This is a genomic window from Pseudoalteromonas sp. CnMc7-15 (assembly GCF_022347925.1).
GTDB classification, from domain to species: Bacteria; Pseudomonadota; Gammaproteobacteria; order Enterobacterales; family Alteromonadaceae; genus Pseudoalteromonas; species Pseudoalteromonas ruthenica.
Map to the genome: position 1 here is coordinate 106,040 of NZ_JAKRFT010000002.1, position 17,298 is coordinate 123,337.

12 protein-coding genes are annotated in these 17,298 nt (G+C 47.8%); 2 read left to right on the forward strand and 10 right to left on the reverse strand.

Features of this window, described 5'->3' with window-relative positions:
- Positions 1–7 precede the first annotated feature (7 nt).
- A complete protein-coding gene (locus MHM95_RS04235) occupies positions 8–2,008 on the forward strand; it encodes a fused MFS/spermidine synthase (RefSeq protein WP_239384388.1) in 2,001 nt (666 codons plus the stop codon).
- Positions 2,009–2,042: 34 nt separating this feature from the next.
- Here the strand turns inward: MHM95_RS04235 and MHM95_RS04240 are convergent, their stop codons facing one another.
- Positions 2,043–3,842: a PKD domain-containing protein gene (locus MHM95_RS04240; protein WP_239384389.1), complete on the reverse strand. Its 1,800-nt coding sequence runs from the start codon at positions 3,840–3,842 to the stop codon at positions 2,043–2,045.
- A 189-nt stretch (positions 3,843–4,031) separates the two neighbouring features.
- Here MHM95_RS04240 and MHM95_RS04245 point away from each other — a divergent pair, with 189 nt between their 5' ends.
- Positions 4,032–5,321: a hypothetical protein gene (locus MHM95_RS04245; RefSeq protein WP_239384391.1), complete on the forward strand. Its 1,290-nt coding sequence runs from the start codon at positions 4,032–4,034 to the stop codon at positions 5,319–5,321.
- Between the two features lie 55 nt (positions 5,322–5,376).
- On the opposite strand, the gene MHM95_RS04250 is transcribed toward MHM95_RS04245, so the two are convergent.
- From MHM95_RS04250 to dkgB, 9 genes are all read right to left on the reverse strand, one after another.
- Positions 5,377–6,090 (reverse strand): hypothetical protein, encoded by a 714-nt coding sequence (locus MHM95_RS04250; RefSeq protein ID WP_239384392.1) that lies wholly within the window; start codon positions 6,088–6,090, stop codon positions 5,377–5,379.
- Positions 6,091–6,115: 25 nt separating this feature from the next.
- A complete protein-coding gene (locus MHM95_RS04255; RefSeq protein WP_239384400.1) occupies positions 6,116–6,841 on the reverse strand; it encodes a hypothetical protein in 726 nt (241 codons plus the stop codon).
- Positions 6,841–7,710 (reverse strand): hypothetical protein, encoded by an 870-nt coding sequence (locus tag MHM95_RS04260; protein WP_053909495.1) that lies wholly within the window; start codon positions 7,708–7,710, stop codon positions 6,841–6,843. Before MHM95_RS04260 ends, MHM95_RS04255 begins: the two co-directional genes overlap by 1 nt.
- A gap of 257 nt (positions 7,711–7,967) precedes the next feature.
- Entirely contained in the window at positions 7,968–10,922 is a 2,955-nt protein-coding gene (locus MHM95_RS04265; protein WP_239384402.1) for a TonB-dependent receptor, read from the reverse strand.
- Between the two features lie 64 nt (positions 10,923–10,986).
- Positions 10,987–13,611, reverse strand: a complete 2,625-nt coding sequence (locus tag MHM95_RS04270; protein ID WP_239384404.1) for a glycoside hydrolase family 16 protein — start codon at positions 13,609–13,611, stop codon at positions 10,987–10,989.
- Positions 13,612–13,877: 266 nt separating this feature from the next.
- Positions 13,878–14,261 (reverse strand): VOC family protein, encoded by a 384-nt coding sequence (locus MHM95_RS04275; RefSeq protein ID WP_053909492.1) that lies wholly within the window; start codon positions 14,259–14,261, stop codon positions 13,878–13,880.
- A 76-nt stretch (positions 14,262–14,337) separates the two neighbouring features.
- Positions 14,338–15,321 (reverse strand): LLM class flavin-dependent oxidoreductase, encoded by a 984-nt coding sequence (locus MHM95_RS04280; RefSeq protein WP_152441784.1) that lies wholly within the window; start codon positions 15,319–15,321, stop codon positions 14,338–14,340.
- A gap of 217 nt (positions 15,322–15,538) precedes the next feature.
- Complete coding sequence (locus tag MHM95_RS04285; protein WP_239384406.1) at positions 15,539–16,480, reverse strand: alcohol dehydrogenase catalytic domain-containing protein; 942 nt, start codon at positions 16,478–16,480, stop codon at positions 15,539–15,541.
- 2 nt (positions 16,481–16,482) lie between these two features.
- The gene (dkgB, locus tag MHM95_RS04290) at positions 16,483–17,295 is read right to left on the reverse strand and encodes a 2,5-didehydrogluconate reductase DkgB (protein ID WP_239384408.1); all 813 of its coding nucleotides are present in this window, start codon (positions 17,293–17,295) and stop codon (positions 16,483–16,485) included.
- Positions 17,296–17,298 lie beyond the last annotated feature (3 nt).

Sequence of the window (17,298 nt, forward strand, 5' to 3'; positions counted from 1 at the left end):
ACCCCCTATGCTTGCAATTATTCTTGTATTTCTCAGTGCTTTTTTACTGTTTCAAGTCCAGCCGATCATGGCCAAAATGCTGTTACCCAGCTTTGGCGGCGGCACCCAAGTATGGACCGCTTGCCTGTTGTTTTTTCAAGCCTTTTTATTGGCTAGTTACGGCTATGCGCACCTACTCTCAAGCCGCTTTAAGTTAAAGAATCAGTTTATTGTCCACGGCTTGCTGCTGCTCGTAGGAGCTCTAGCATTACCTATTGGCACCCAAGCCTTAGCCGCCCCGGGTGCTCACCCAGCTTGGCAGGTGTTATTGCAACTAAGTATTGCTGTAGGCTTCCCCTACTTTGCCCTCGCCGCAACGGCCCCATTGATGCAAAGCTGGCAGGCAAAGGTCGATAACGAGCATGCCTATAAACTCTATAGCTACTCTAATATTGGCTCGTTTTTAGCCCTACTTTCTTACCCCTTTGCTATTGAGCCTTGGTTCGCTTTAGGCCATCAATCGTGGCTCTGGAGTGGGTTATTTGTGGCATTTGGCGTTGTTTTTTATGGCTATATGGCGCGCTTTTATAATCAGGCGAAGCGTTTAGGTACTACCGAGCAAAGTGCGTTTCGCGGCGGGCTGCACCACAAATGGTTACTATGGTTGGCCCTGAGCGGCTGTGGGGTGATGATACTCACTGCCAGCACCAACGCCATTACGCAAAATGTCGCCCCGGTGCCGTTTTTATGGCTTTTACCGCTGGCGTTGTATTTGCTTACCTTTGTTTTATGTTTCCACTCAACCAAGCTTTACCATCGGGTATTTTGGTTGGCGACCCTTTCGGTGTGCGCGCTTATCGCCTGCTTTTTGTTCTTCATTGGCAGCCAGTTCGATATTGTCAGCCAAGTAGCCCTGTATTCCTTAGTGCTGTTTGCCGCTTGCATGGTGTGCCATGGTGAGCTGGTTAAAGCCAAGCCTAATACAAATTATCTCACCCAGTTTTACTTGTTAATGGCCCTAGGTGGGGCCTTGGGCACAGCGGCCATCACCTTTGTTGCGCCCCTCGTATTCACCTTGTATTACGAATACCCATTAGCCATTGCCATGGCCTTGATACTGTTTGCTGTCGCCGTGCTACTTGATAAGCAGCACCAAAGATCGTCATGGTTAGCCGGCAGTGCTGTTGTTGGCGTGGCCATCTCGGCGCTGTTATTTCTATGGCTAGACAGTCAGTTTAAAAGTAATGATATTACCCGTTTGCGCAACTTTTACGGCTTGTTAACCGTGACTGAAGTTAATATCGACAACCGCGTTGAACGACGTCTGATTGATGGCACCACCACCCACGGTGTGGAAGTGTTGAGCGGTCCAGGACAAGGCGAGCCACAGAGTTACTACCGACAGCAAACCTTGGTCGGGCAAATGCTCTCAGAGCTCTCGGCAAACGCCAAAGTCGGTTTTATCGGCTTGGGAGCGGGGACGTTGGCTGCTTACGGCAAGCCAGGCGATCACTACTATTTCTACGAGCTTAATCCCAATGTACTGACAACGGCTAAAAGCCAATTTAGTTACTTAAACGCTTCAGCTGCGCAGCAGCATTATCACTTAGGTGATGGTCGCGTGACCTTATCGCAGCAACCCGCGCAGCGCTTTGATGCACTGGTGCTGGATGCCTTTAGCGGCGATGCCATCCCCATGCATTTGCTAACACAAGAGGCCACCGACCTGTATCTTAGCCATCTCAAGGATGACGGCTTGCTGGCGGTGCATATTTCCAATACCCATTTGGATTTAACACCTTTGATGCGTGGCTTGGCTGAGCATTTTGAATTAGCCATTGTTTACAACGAAAGCAAATCGCAACAGCGCCATGGTCACGATGTACGCTGGGTCGTGCTTAGCCGCAGCGCTGAGCGTTTGGCATCGCTGCGCTCTAGTCAATCTCCTTGGCCAAGTACAACCACACCCTTTGTGTGGCGTGACGATTACAGTAACTTGTTGCAGGCGATGAAATTTATGGGCGATTAACTTAAAAAGGCGGGAGTTCCCGCCTTTTCTTTGCCTACTCGACTATCAGTAACTTGGCATGCGGATAGGGCGTACGCACTATGCCATCATCGGCATAAACCTCAACTAAATACCAACCTGGATCACTGACCGTTATCGTGGTCTGTGCTGTGCTTGTCGATGAGAAGGTAGCAGTGGCATTTGTTGGCGGCTCGACTCGCCATTCGTAAGTCAGCGGATCGCCATCAGGATCGCCTGCGTTAACCACTAAGCGAATGGGCTGATCCGCTTTTAGCTCATCCAAGACCTGCATGCCAAGAATATAGGGCTGGCGATTGGTGCCCGCTTTAACCTGTACCGACATAACATGAGGCTCGCTCGAGAGTTCACCATCAGAGGCCGTTACGCTCAGCGTATAAGTACCTGCCTTATCGAATGTGAGGCTTACTTCATTGTTTTCTATATTGCTAAGCTGCGCCTCACTTTGTGCTGGTTTATTTATCAACTGCCACTGGTAAGTGAGTACATCACCATCTGGATCTTGGCCTTTGGCGATAAAAGAGGCTGTTTTATAAAGCTTCACTTGGCCCGATGATAGCTCGATTTGAGCACTAGGCGCACTATTAGACGATGTGACACGATGGATCAGTGACTTTTGGCTCGTTAAAGCCCCATCAGACGCCTGCAGCGTTATTTTGTAATCGCCTGGGTCTTGCGCTAAAAAGGTGGCTTTGGCGCTGGTTTCATTTTCAAGACTGTATGTAGCGCCTTCTGGTGCTTCTATTTGCCATAAAAAGTCTAAGGTATCGCCATCAGGGTCTGTAGTTGCTGAGCCATCGAGCGTCACTTGCTGATAGGTTTTGCTTGAGCTTGGAGTGTTTAATAGGCGCACAAAGGGCGCGCCATTGTTAGCTGTTGCGGTGATCTTTTTGGTTGCCACAACATATTCTCCAGTGCTTGCCGTGAGTCTCAGTTGTACTAAATAAGTACCGGCGGCATCTGCGGTGAAAAGCGCTTCAACAGCATCGTGAGTAGAGAGTTCGGCGCTGCTACCTTGGGGTTTACTCTTTAACTGCCAAGTAATTCCCACCCCTTCATACAGCTTGCTATTTGCTGCGCTGAGTTTAATTTCGGTGCCCACCTTTACGCTGCTAGGGGCAGAAATCACCGGCTCTAAGGATTGTTCTTGAACAGTAACTGTGCCTTCGGTGCTGTGCTGTAACTCACCGTCATCAACAGTTAAGCGAATGGTATACTTACCCGCTGATTGAGCCTTAAATAATGCCTGAACGCCGGTATGGGCACTAAGTTGAAACTCGGCAGAGCTATTATGAGGCTGTGCTTGCCACTCATAATTTAGCGTATCGTTATCCGCATCGAAGCTTGCTGAAGCATCTAAATGAATAGTTTCGTTCTTACCAAAATGTGTTTGCGCCAATTCAAAGCGCGCCACCGGCGCAATATTATTGCTACTGTCAGCGACTGTAATGGTGGTTAGCACTTCACTGCTATTATTGTTGCCAGCGTCTACCACCAGCTTGAGCTGATAAGTCCCCGCGACAGTGGGTATAAAGGTAGGCTTCAACGTCTCTTTGTCAGTGAGTTCAACTGCGCCATCTTCAGGCACACTGTGCCATTGCCAAGAAAAACTGCCGCCACGAGGGATCACACTTTGGGTCGCATCAAGCTGTATTCGTTGTCCTCGCTGAGCCTGAGTGACCGCAGCAACATGAGCCTTGGCCGATTGCGAGGTGTTCTCTACAACAGGTGTCGCATCCTTGTTACTGTCGCTTCCTCCACACCCCGATAGTGTTAAACAAAATAATGGGCAAAACAAAGCAAGTCCTTTGTACATTTCTATATCCTTATAAAGTTCCTATAAAAGGAATGCTATATTAAATTTATTTTAATTTCCATTGCAGTATCAATAAGATGATTAATTATTGATACTAATTCAAATCTGAAAAATACTAGATATATTGACTTTAATTATCACTGTGTAAAAGATAGACATTAGTGACTTTGATAAAAAGGGATTGCCGTTATGGTTAAGTACTTATTGGCATTAGCTGTTGTATATTCATGCTCGTCATACTCACACAGCGTGTACTCCAGAGCCAGTGAGTGCGATGTTGACGAGCGTTCGGCGCAATCTGTACAAGTAACATATCGAGCCCGTATGGGGTCATTCAGTGACGATGAGCTAATTACACAGACTAAAGAAAAGCTGCTGCATAAACTGCAAGATATCGCCGACAATACCGATGCGGGTATCATGGAAACGGCTGTCAGCTTTAAACGTGATCCGAACTCATCCAATATTGATGCAATTGCGCAAATCGCATCAGTCACTGAATGCTACGGTGATAGTTTTAAAATAACGAAAGAGAATATTGATTATTTATCATCAACAGTTTTCAAATATACGAGTAACGACCTTGATATAGAAACTTCATTCACATTACCAGCGGCCCCCCTAAAACAGCTTCAGCAGTTAACACCGACTTTAATTATCACCGAGGATTCTATATTTACTTTTAAAATGGGTGATGAATTCGCTCAAGTACTCGAAAAGCTGGGCCGTTTTACTATGTTATGGCCGATAAATGACACAAAGTTACTGGCTTTTATTGGTCGCAATCATGTTTTTAGTTTTCACCAAGGTAAGTTAGTGGGTTATCAATACAACCAATCTTTGTTACCTATTTCGTTAGCTAACCAGTTGGAAATTGTTGCCGAAGACTTTACATTCTCCTTAAATGGAGCACAGTTTGCTTCTACAGCAACCCTTAATGGCCAGCAGGCAGCACTCATTGACTCGGCTTATAGCGAACCAAAATTTTTAACACTACAACAAGTTAGCGACCTTGATGAAACGGCGCAGAAGTTAGCTGGGTTTAGTGTAGGCAAGCCCTTCACCGACTTTAGCAAGGTGCAAACCTCTCCTTGCTACCAACACGCCATGAGCATTGACGAGTATATTAGCACCTATGGAAACAGCCTAATTCAACTAGTCGATGCCGATAATAAGCGTGCTTTTTTTACCCCTTGTCGGCAAAAAATTGTGATGTCTACTGCAGAGCAAGTGGACCATATTAAACTCATGGAAGACTTCTCCGCCCGCAGGGCAGGCATCTACGGCAAAAACGAGCTCTTCGATAACTTTTCAAAATGGCAGTTTGCTGGCCTTGGCCAAGGAGACCCTTATGCCAAGCTTGAAGCCATGGGCAACACTAATCTAGAGTGGGATACCGCTTATGTCACTACAGAAAAATGGCATGGGCAGTTTTTGGTGATTGATGACACCTTGATTAGTGGCAAAGTGTTCCATTAGCTGTGCCATGGTGTGGGAGCAACATTGTGGGAGCAGCTAAGCTGCTCCTTACCTATTACCACTTCGCCAGCAGCGTTATCGGTGCCCCTTGCTGCAAGCGAGTCACAATATAGGTGTTCACACTGGAATAGCTGCCGCCATCGACGCCATTTTCCATATAGAAAATAGCATCTTCGATGCCATCGCCATTGTAGTCGCCTTGGGCCATGAGCGTTAAACGCTGAATACTGCCATCGGTATCGTAATACACCGCTTGGTCTTCACTCGCAGGTTCGACTTTTTTAATTGTGGTCACATCACTCCAGTGCTCGGACTGCGTCACCCACTCAACCGTATCATTAGAGATAGCGAGGGCGAATTCGGCAGGTAATTCCTTGGCCACTTCTTTACCATGGGTAAAGTTGATCCAACTGCTGTGAGAGGCTTCTAATTTCGCCATCGCCTGCCAGGTGTTGCAGATATGTTTGGTTGCTATTACCGCCTCTTGATAAGAGTATGTATCTGCCTCGAAGCCTTCCGCTAAAGCCTTTTTGAGCTCTAAGCAATTCGATACCTCGATAAAGTCCACCCCCTTATTGAGAGTATCTTGGTAATACCACTGTTTGTTGTGAAGTGCGGCAACCTCTGAGCTGTTCTTCAGCTCAATGCGTTTATCAAAGAAGCTACGGGCTTTGTTATCTAAAGTATAACGAGGCTCTATACCTGTCTTTGCACACACGCTCAGTGAACCAAAAAGAGCGGTCACTGTTATGAGGTTTAATCTAGTCACTCTGAGTTTGCCACAGGAGACCTGATTACCACTTCGCCAGCAGCGTTATCGGTGCCCCTTGCTGCAAGCGAGTTACAATATAGGTGTTCACACTGGAATAGCTGCCGCCATCAACGCCATTTTCCATATAGAAAATAGCATCTTCAATTCCATCGCCATTGTAGTCGCCTTGGGCCATGAGCGTTAAACGCTGAATACTGCCATCGGTATCGTAATACACCGCTTGGTCTTCACTCGCAGGCTCAACTTTTTTGATTGTGGTTACATCACTCCAGTGCTCGGACTGCGCCACCCGCTCAACCGTATCATTAGAGATAGCGAGGGCGAATTCGGCAGGTAAATCCTTGGCCACTTCTTTACCATGAGTAAAGTTAATCCAACTGGTGTGAGAGGCTTCTAGTTCCGCCATCGCCTGCCAGGTGTTGCAAATTAGCTCGAGCGCTTCAATAGCGCCTTGCATTGAAAAGTCTTCGCCCTTGAAACCTTGAGCCTGGGCTTGCTTTAATTGCTCACAGCTTGCAATTTCTGTGCTCTTGCCAGAATCATTTATTAGCGGGTAACTAAAAAACCACTTACCACTTGCTAGCGCTTCCACATCCGCTCGGCTATCTAGTGATACGGGATCGACAAAACGCCCCTCAGTTTTATTGGTTTCGCTATAACTTGGAGCAATACTTGGTTGCTCTGTATTTGCGCAGGCTGCAACAGAGAGCAGCATGGCCCCAGATAATAAAAAAGTGCTTTTAGTCATTATGAGTTTGCCAATAAGTTACGAACATACATATTGCGCTCTTCGGAGATGTCTTTACGAGACGACTCGAGCGCGGCATTTTTATAGTCACCCGCGTTAATATAGCGGTTAAAGTTAGGGAAGGTGTTTTTAAGCTTGGTCATACCCAGGTTAAAAATCATATCGAATAGCGCCAATTTGACGTTGTCTGGGAAGGCAGCGAACTTATCGGCCCCGTATATTCTTTTTAGCTCCGATTCAAACTGACGAATATGCTTCTCAATCTGTGCATCCATAGTTTGCTCAGACAGGTGTAGTTTGGTTGCTGATTTATAAATGGAAGCGGGGTAATCTTTACCAAAGGGCATTTTCTTTAAGCGTGAGAACTCTTCTTCTATTTGCGCGGCAGTAGCCGGCTGCCCGGTGGCATTGACAATAAAAGGTAGCTTCTTGGCTTCATCTACGTTACTCAGTAGGTGGCCCACACCAACGGTCGCAAAGCCTTTGGTATCCAAATACATGTGCTCTACGCGGCCCTCATAGCGCTCAATATTACGATAAAGCGACACTTTCAAGGCTCCAGAAACCGGTGTCTGCGCACTGGCGCTCGCTTGAGAGAGCTTTTCATTTACTTTGCGATGGGTGCGCCCATTTACATCCACTTTGCCGTCGGGACGAACCATACCCACCACTTTTTGTTGAAATAGGTTTATCGCGGCAACGGTTTTTGACTGCTCAGGACGGCTTCCTAAACGACCGTCAACGACTAACCGCTGAGTGGGCGCAATGAGTCTCAGTAGAGCGTTTAATGCTTGTTGTACCGCTTTAATGTCATTGGGATTATTGACACCGTTGATGCCGACAGATTGGGAAATACGCATGGTTGTCATGAGTTCATCCTTGTTAAAAGTATTCCTAAGGCACCTATACGACCATGAAATTAGGCGCTAATTGGGGCAATATTAAACAAAACAGTTAAAAATAGCCAGTTGTCCGTTTAGGTACTTGACGCGCAGCGACATCAAAGCCCCCTTTCTACTCACTGACATAAGCTCAAGTGGTTACTGTATATAAATAAAAAAAGCCGCTCGGTGAGCGGCTAGGTTGGTTCTAGGGATAACCCCTGTCGTGAAGCTAAAATTAATGGCTAAAAGCTATAGCGCGCACCCAAGGTGTAGCGCGGCCCATATTGACGTGCAAATAAGAACTGCTCTTCATATCGACCGTAACCACGTTCAGTTTCATTATTGAGATTCACACCTTCGACAAACACAGTAATGTGCTCGTCAATGTCATAATTAACACTGATATCCCATTGCCCATAGGTGTCGCTATACTGCGGTGGCGCATCTGAGGAGCCCTGGTCTTGGCCCACACCAATAAGATACGAATCACGCCACGCATAAGTGACCTTCACCGATAAGCCATCTTTTTCATAGAAGGCCTGGAAGTTTGCAGAGTCGCTCAAGCCAGTAAGTGGAGCTTGTTGCACCAAGCTTTCACTATCAAACTCGACATCGCCGTCAACAAAAGTCGCGTTTACACCAACACCAAAGCCCGATTCCCCGAACAGGTGCTGCAGCGCCACTTCAAATCCGTCTACCGCTTTGCTGTCGGTATTTTGCGGCTGGCTGATGTTCCAAACAATAAGCGGATCATCACTGCTTGGCTCAATTTTACCTTCGCCATTACCATAGCCTAACGCCAGCATTTCATTATAGATTGCATCGCTGGTCGCCTGCTCGCCACGTCCTTCAATTGCAGCCACCGCCTCACGGTAACGAGGACCATCAAGAATGTCGTGCAAACCGTCTATGGTGGTTTCAGTGATGGTTGTTTGGATAAAGTTATCCACGTCTTTTTTGAAGTAACCCACCGACGCGTAGCTGCCTTCGCTGTAGTAATACTCTAGAGACAAGTCCAAGTTAGTGGACTCAAATGGCAATAGATTGGGGTTACCTTGGGCACCAGTTCGCGAGCCTGGCTTAGGGCTGCCCGTTAAACTACGGCCGCCGGCCAAATTACCCAAAGGTGCACGTGACATGGTTTTACCCCATGATACCCGCGCTACCAAATCGTCGGTCAAATCCACTTTAGCATCAATCATCGGCAGTAGGATGTCGTAGTCACCCTCTTGAGTCAGGAAGTTATTCGTGCCGCCTTCGGTGTATTGCATAATCCACTCTGACGCACTTTCCCAATTCACTTGTTGCTCGACACGCTGGCGTACAATGCTAGTTACATCGGTTTGCTCATAACGTAAACCGGCATTCACTTGCACGTAGTAATTGGCGACGTCGAATTCCCATTGCGTTTGCAAGTAGAGGCTTTGCGTTTGCTCTTCAACGGTATTCTGACTATCAATACCATCAAAGAAAGGATCGATAGAGTATACATTGTCACCTACTACATCTTCAGTAAGGTAAGCCAGCTGGCGAGCAATGGCCTCATCAAAGTCGTAGGTGTAGTAATAGCCCGGTTGTAAGTCACTACCACCTCCAGCAAATTGATCAAGGAGATCGCCGGTTTCATGGTAGGTGAACATATTATCAGGGAAAATCTCGGGGAACGCCGGATTGAAACCAGGGCCGCCGCGCAGACCGCTCCACGCCGTGAAACCCGTCATGGTTTGCTCAGTGTGCGAGCCACCGAATTGCACCCGGATTAGTGGGATATCAAAGCTGTCGTTGTACCATTCGCTATGCAATTGCGCCTGTTTGATATCCGATTCACCCGGTGAGTAGGTGAACTGACTAAAGTTAGAATCAATTTCACTCGGGGCTAAAGTAGTGGTGCCATTTTTCCAGTTTACCAAGGCATGAGGGATGTCCCCTTCACGGTAATCATAAATTTTATTAATAAGCTGATCGGAGCCTAAGATCACTTGCCCAGCGCTGCCTAGCCCATCATCGGCACCATTGTCAGTTTCGTTATTAGAATCATGATAATCAACAGCAACCTGCCATTGATCGTTGATTTGCCAATCGACGTTAAGGCCCACAGAACGTGCGGTTACTTCGGTGGTTGAACGGTTGGCGGTAAACGACGCATCATTACCACTAATGTCAGCGAAGAGTGCGGTGCCATTTTCATCAAGCTCGTAGCCGTTAATATTGCCACCAAACTCGTTCCAAATTCCCCAGCCAATGCTGTTAGAGCCAGTAACAGCTCGGCTCGCCGTATAATCCAGCGTCACCACAATATCATTGATAGGCGCGTACTGAAGCGTTACCTGCCCATTGGTGCGCTCGCGCTCTAAGTCTTCAATACTGTAGTTCATATCTTTAGGAAAGAAATGATTACCCACCCGGTTGCCATCAGCGTCTAAAGGACGGGGATCAATCACACTGCCGTCATCAAGCGACGGTAAATCTACGTTCGCTTGCCAACCTTGAATGTTTGCTTGTTGTTTTTGAAAGTCACGTTCCTGATGCGAGAAGGTAAAGCCAACACCGAACATATCATCATCAAAGGTGTTGCTGTACACCGCAGAAAACTCTGGGGTGACATCATCCCCTTGTTCATTTGAGGTATCGTGAATAGCCTTGCCAGTTACGGTAAAGTGCTGCCCAGGGCGTTGGAAGGGTCGAGAGGTAACAATGTTAACCGTCGCGCCTAAGCCACCGCTGGGGACATCAGCACGCGCGGTTTTAAAAACTTCTAAGGTGTTCACACCCTCTGAGGCGATGTTTTCCAGGTTGTACGAACGCGTGTAACCTGTTCCTGGCATTTGTCGGCCATTAAGGGTGATAAGGTTAAACTCAGGGCCAAAACCACGTACGGTAATTTGGCTACCCTCGCCGTTAGCCCGACTTACTGACACCCCGGTTATGCGCTGCAATGACTCTGCCAAGTTAGTATCTGGGAACTTACCCATTTCCTCTGCAGAGATTGCATCGACAACGCCCGAAGATTGGCGTTTAAGATCCATGGAACGAATCAAACTGCCTCGGATCCCTTTAACTTGAATAACTTCTATTTTCTTTTCAGCATTGTCTTGTTCTGTCTGTGCCCAAGTTGGCATGGCCACACCAAGGCCTGCGGCAAGGCTCAGCGACACTGAGACAGCTAGCGATGATTTCTTAAATGTTGTAGGTTTCATGATTGCCTGCTTATACAAATTGTTGCCATAGGTTGCGGGCAGCGTACTCCCCGCACTCAGTGTGTTAAGGATTCGCTATGACCGCGTTATCGATGCGATACACAGCACCTTCACCCATGCCCCAAGAAGGGAATACCATCACCACATTGATAGCACTGACATCCAAGCCAGCATTGAGTAGCTGTTGTAATGTGAAGGTGTAGGTTTGCCATTCACCCACGACAGGCTCTGCCCCTTCCTGACTGGCGCTGAGCGGCAGTTCCACTGCGGTTGCAGCACCCAATGACTCAATCTTGAATAACCATTGAGCGTCCGGGTTACCCGCATTGCTGGTAATCTTCATTTCAAACTGCACCACACCTTCGCTGAGCAAGCCGGAGGCATCAAATGACACGTTTTCATCTGCAAGGAAACCCATCACGGTTGGCGTCGCCCCGATTGTAAACTCAGCAACTGCGCCATGAGCTTGGTCGTCAGTCACGACAGCAGGCTCAGAGCCACCACAGCAATCCCAAATACTCCACTGCTCAGCAGCCGCGTCTTTGAATAAGGTTAACCCATCATTCTCTGGGTAATAAATTTTGGCGTTATCAATGCGGTATACCGCACCTTCACCGCTGCCCCATGCAGGGAAAATCATTACTACATCAATGGCGCTTAAATCTAACCCAGCGCTCGCTAGGTCAGTCAACGGGAAGGTATAAGTTTGCCATTCACCCGCTTGTGGGGCGTGACCTTCAGCGCTTGTTGTTAAATCAACCTCAGCGGCCGTCGCTCCGCCGCTTGACTCCAACTTGAGCAACCAAGGCGCATCTGGCGTATTCGGCATTGATGTTACTTTCATATCAAACTGCATCACGCCACCTTCAACGATAGCCGTGGCATCAAAGGGGTTATCACTGCCGCCTGCATCGCTGCGCGTATTAAAGCCCATAACGGTAGGTGTAGCACCAATCGCAAATTCAGCAACCAAGCCATGGGCTTCATCATCCATGACTTCGATAGGTGTGCTGCCACCGCAGCAATCCCACATCGGCCAATCAACATTTTGGCCATCAGTGAAAAGGTCCAACTGCGGATATTCGGCGTTTATCTCAACGTTATCGACTTGATAAACGGCGCCCTCTCCAGTGCCCCAAGCAGGGAAGATCATCACCACATCAATTGCTGACACATCAAGGCCAGCATCAGCTAACACTTGGATTGGAAATGTATACGTTTGCCATTGGCCTACGACAGGAGCTTCACCTTCGGCGCTGGCGCTAAGGTTGAGTTCAACGGCGGAGCCAGCATCAAAGCTTTCAATTTTAAACATCCAAGTGGCATCTGGATTCGCCGGAGCTGAAGTGACACGCATATCGAAACGCACAAAACCAGTGTCGAGCATCCCGGAAGCATCATAAGGCGACGCCTCCCCCTCGGGATCAGTGATAAACTCGCTACGGCTGGTAAAACCATTTACCGTGGGTGCACTGCCGACCACGAACTCCACCACATTGCCTTTGCCTTCTACAGGTACTAAGCTCGGCGTTGAACCGCCACAGCAGTCCCAAGCAGGCCAGTTAGGGTTAAATTGGTCAGCAAAAATAGTCAGTGGATTGATGCCTGTTGATGGCGGTGTAGGCACAGGCGCCTTACCTTCAACTAATGCATCTGCAGGGTCATCATAACCAGGGCGAATTGTTTCGCAGCCTTTGCCTGTATCAGGGTTCGATGCACACTCATAAACGCGCACATAATCAATTTCAAACTTTTGTCCCTCGGCAAAAGCGCTAGCATCAATACCCGTTTGATTGACGTTTTCCGGCCAATCACCGCCAACAGCAAGGTTGAGGATCATATAAAAATCTTGGTCATACGGAGCATTATCCCAATGCGTGACTAGCTCACCACTGCCCTGCTCAAAATACTCAGCAAACCACCCACGGTGCTTTAAGCCCACAGCTTCATTTTTGCTGTTATAAAGCACCTCAGAACGGCGTTGAGTAGCGTAAAGGTAGTCGTCCACATACCAGCGAATTTCGCCTTCTTGCCATTCGATGGCATAAGTATGGAAGTCATCTGCGGGGTTCTCATCTTGAGGGAACTCATACGCTTTGCCACTGGAAGCATTGTCTGGCCAATCGCGTCCATAGTGCAAAGTACCATGAATATTAGACTCCACCCCCTCATCGGTGGGCACTTTCAGGTTAACAGCTTCGAGGACGTCGATTTCTCCCGACTTAGGCCACGAACCATACACTTCATCGGTGGGCATCATCCAAAACGCCGGCCAACTGCCTTGTCCTGAGGGCAACTTGGCACGAACTTCAAAGCGCCCGTAGGTAAAATCAGCCTTGTATCGGGTGTTTAATCGTGCCGACGTGTAAGGTTTCTCAGCCCCTTCTGATGCTGGTAGAGCAACAATATTGAGCACGCCATCTGCGATGTATGCGTTATCGCTGCTATCGGTATAGCATTGCTTTTCATTGTTGCCGCCACCGGCGCAATTGATTTCATAGTTCCACTTTGAGGTGTCGATGCTTTCACCACTGAAATCATCTTCCCAAACCATGACCCAGTTGGAGGCAGGTGCACTAACCTCTGTGGTGGTGACATCAGTCTCAGTGGCGGAGCCGCCACACCCAGTCAGTACAGCTAATGAGAGCGCTGCCAAAGCCCGAGTCGTGTGTGTTGCTGCTTTGTTCATTTTGTTGAACCCCAACATTAATTGGTTATTAGTATCTAACTGATTTAATTGTGTTTTTATTATCAACCAGTATTTTGTAAGCGCTTTCAAAAGTACTCAAATAAAAAGCGCAAATTATGTAAGCGCTTTCATAACATATGACATGGTCGTTAAAACGTCAATAAAATGCAGTTATTTTTTAACACAGGGTTAACTATATGGGGACAAATACACGTAACAAAGCGCCCACCTGGGCGCTTATAGTAAGATTCACATTTCCTTATCTATTAAGCAGGGCTTGGCATATAAAATACATTCAACTTATTGCCATCTAGGTCTCGAAAGTAGCCAGCATAAAAGCCAGGGATATCACCACGCTCACCGGGCTCTCCTTCTTCTTTAGCACCAAGAGCAACCGCCTTTTGGTAAACCTTATCAACCAAATCCGGGGAACTGGCCTGTAATGCCACCATAGTTCCATTACCGGCGCTTGCGGGGCTCTCATCATAGGGCGTCACTATCGCTAATCCTGCGCCTACAGGACCAGTCGACCAAGCGATTAAGCGCTCATTCTCCATAAACCGTGCTGCACCGAGTTGGCCCAATAAAACATCATAAAAAGCCGCAGCCTTTTGCAAATCATTTGTACCTAAAGTGACATAGCCAATCATGTTGTGTTCCTTTTTTTGTGATGCAAGATGCTCATCAAGCATATACGGGGATAAACCAAGCGCCAACCCATATCTATCACCCGTGCATTATCAGCTCATAAGAGTTCAAACGCGCTTGTTGATCATAAATAATATTGTGTAGCATGATTTCGTCGGCCCCCGTACGCGCCTGTAACCCACGCAGCCCAGCCTGGACTTTCTCTTTATTACCGATGATTGACTCGCGCAACATCCGAGTCACTTGTTGACGTTCAAGGTCGGTCCAGATCGCATCCATATTGTCGGTGGGAGGAGGGATCAGCCCCTCTTGCCCCCTGATCATACTGACAAACTTTTGCTGCCCTGTGGTTGCGAGAAACTCGGCTTGCTCGTTAGTAGCAGCGGCAATGGCATTCACCGCTACCATCACATAGGGAGCACTCAGTTGAGCGCTGGGCTGAAACTGTTCACGATACAATTCTATCGCGCGCATCATAAAGTCAGGGGCAAAGTGCGCAGCGAACGCAAAGGGTAAGCCTTTTTGTGCCGCGAGCAAAGCACTGTAAGTGCTTGAACCAAGTAGCCACAACGGCACGTGAGAACCGACTCCAGGGTAAGCTCGCACGCGCTGGCCAGGTTGCTCCTCGCCAAGAAAATACTGCAGCTCTTCGAGTTGTGGCAACAAATCTTCCGCAGCCTTTGCATCACGTCGCAACGCACGTGTTGTTACACCATCGCTCCCCGGCGCACGGCCAATGCCTAAGTCGACGCGCTCAGGAAACAGCGCTGCCAAGGTGCCGTATTGTTCAGCGACAATCATCGGCGCGTGATTGGGCAGCATCACGCCCCCAGAGCCAATACGTATACGCTGAGTATGAGCGCCGATGTACGCCAGTACGGTGGACGTGGCGGCGCTGGCTATGTCGGGCATATTATGATGCTCCGCCATCCAAAAACGATGGTAACCTAAACGTTCCACATGTTGAGCAAGCTCCTTAGCGCGGGCAAACGCTTCATTGGCGTTGCTGCCTTGCACCACGGGCGCGAGATCAAGCACACTGAGCTTAGCAATAGCGGTCATTATTACCTCTTCATTTAGCACGTTCTACATTATGTTGATAGAGCCACCTTAACAACATCTCTACCGATAAAGCAGCCACAATATGGCATTATCATGATGCTATTTCGGCATCAATATCGTGAGGTAACCGTGCCTGTAACCCAATTAAAACCGTGTAAAAGCTATTAACCTGGGTCTTATGCGTTAGTTTTATTCCGCCATTCAAGGCCCAGAGTAACTATTGATTGAGCACAACTGCTTTTTGTTTTTCCTCCTTAGAGAAAATCAAAGCATCATTTAATGCATCAAAAGCGAATTCAGTTGGTTGCTCTACCTGTAAGTGACCAGCCACCACGTCTTCTAGTAGACGTTCACCGTCCCTTACAAGGCGCTGCCACTGAGCGCTATCCCCATAGTCATGCAGTGCCCCTAAGGCAATTTCATGGTATGAAATAGTACGCGTAAATGGCGCATCCACGGGGTTATCAATGCGTCCTAAAATACTGATAACATGGCCATTGGCCTGCAGCAGTGGCACAAGCTCCCTTGCCGTATCCGGGCCATTAGCATCAAACAATGCAAAGTAACCGCCCGCGCTGGGCGCTTGACGAAAAACTGCATCTATACTCAGTTTATCCGCTTGCTCTTGGGTTAAACTTTGCGATAAGACATGCACTTTAAAACCACTGTGACTCAGCATTTGGGCCAACAACTTGTTCACTGCCCCCATACCCGTTATCAGTACCTTAGCACCTTTAACTGCGGGGATTTTGCTAAACGCTTGCCACGCAGTCAGCATCGGACATGGTAAAGCGGCAGCCACCGAAGGACTCAAGCTTTGTGGTATGCGCATCACCCGGTTCGCAAATAAAACGGTGTGTTCAGCAAAACTACCATCAAGGCTTAAACTGTGATGATAAGCCACTATTTGACCGACTAATTGAGCGTCAACTCCCGCACCTACGGCCAGCACTTCGCCGGCACCATCAACGCCCGGAGTGTGACCCTTGGGCCAAGAAATAGGATCGGCATCAATGAATTTCCAATCCACAGGATTGATGCCGATGGCAAGGTTGCGCACCAGAATCTGTCCAGCCTCCAATAGAGGTAAGGCTTTGTAGTCTAATTGCAGGGCATTACCTGCCCCATTAAACTGCCATGCATGGGTCCGCTCTACCATATTTAAATATCCCACTTGGGTGAAAAGTCAGGGTCGGCTTGACGGTCGTTACAATCAAGGGCATCGATTCTGGCGATGTCTTCAGCGCTTAAAGTCAGTTCCAGCGCCTTAAGATTTGTGGCTAAATTGGCTCGTTTGGTCGATGATGGAATTGTCACCAAACCATGTGCTAACTCCCAAGCCACAACCACTTCGGCGGCGCTGACGTTATGTTGTTTAGCAATAGCTAAAATAGTCTCGTCTTTCAGCACTTTACCCACAGCAAAAGGCATGTAGCCGGTCACTGTGATTCCTTGTTGCACACAAAATTCACGCACTTTTTTATTAGTCAAATAAGGATGAACTTCAATTTGGTTATTGGTCAACGAGCCCTCTGGTAAGATTTTTAGCGCTTGTTGAAGTTGGGCAATAGTGAAGTTAGATACACCTATGTATTTAGTCAAACCCAGCTCTTTGGCACGATGTAATTCACCAAGGTATTCATCCATTGGTTCACCGCCCTCAGGGCTTGGCCAGTGAATTAACAGTAGGTCCACGCTATCAAGCTGCAACTTTCGTAAACTCTCTTTAACGCTGTCAATAAAGCCTTCTTTATTGAGCTTATCGTTCCACACTTTAGTTGTTACAAAGAGCTCTTCACGGGCAATATCGCTATCTCTAATAGCACGACCTACAGCTTCTTCGTTGCCGTAGATTTGCGCAGTATCGATATGCCGATAGCCCTCTTCAAGAGCCATCATTACACTCTGATAAGCGACTTCGTCCTCTAGTCGAAACGTGCCAACGCCTAGTTTAGGTAAAATTGATTGATTCATATA

Excerpts from the sequence above, each read along its gene's own strand:
- MHM95_RS04235 (WP_239384388.1), top strand. The coding sequence starts at position 8 with ATGCTTGCAATTATTCTTGTATTTCTCAGTGCTTTTTTACTGTTTCAA.
- MHM95_RS04240 (WP_239384389.1), bottom strand. The coding sequence starts at position 3,842 with ATGTACAAAGGACTTGCTTTGTTTTGCCCATTATTTTGTTTAACACTA.
- MHM95_RS04245 (WP_239384391.1), top strand. The coding sequence starts at position 4,032 with ATGGTTAAGTACTTATTGGCATTAGCTGTTGTATATTCATGCTCGTCA.
- MHM95_RS04255 (WP_239384400.1), bottom strand. The coding sequence starts at position 6,841 with ATGACTAAAAGCACTTTTTTATTATCTGGGGCCATGCTGCTCTCTGTT.
- MHM95_RS04260 (WP_053909495.1), bottom strand. The coding sequence starts at position 7,710 with ATGACAACCATGCGTATTTCCCAATCTGTCGGCATCAACGGTGTCAAT.
- MHM95_RS04265 (WP_239384402.1), bottom strand. The coding sequence starts at position 10,922 with ATGAAACCTACAACATTTAAGAAATCATCGCTAGCTGTCTCAGTGTCG.
- MHM95_RS04270 (WP_239384404.1), bottom strand. The coding sequence starts at position 13,611 with ATGAACAAAGCAGCAACACACACGACTCGGGCTTTGGCAGCGCTCTCA.
- MHM95_RS04275 (WP_053909492.1), bottom strand. The coding sequence starts at position 14,261 with ATGATTGGCTATGTCACTTTAGGTACAAATGATTTGCAAAAGGCTGCG.
- MHM95_RS04280 (WP_152441784.1), bottom strand. The coding sequence starts at position 15,321 with ATGACCGCTATTGCTAAGCTCAGTGTGCTTGATCTCGCGCCCGTGGTG.
- MHM95_RS04285 (WP_239384406.1), bottom strand. The coding sequence starts at position 16,480 with ATGGTAGAGCGGACCCATGCATGGCAGTTTAATGGGGCAGGTAATGCC.
- dkgB (WP_239384408.1), bottom strand. The coding sequence starts at position 17,295 with ATGAATCAATCAATTTTACCTAAACTAGGCGTTGGCACGTTTCGACTA.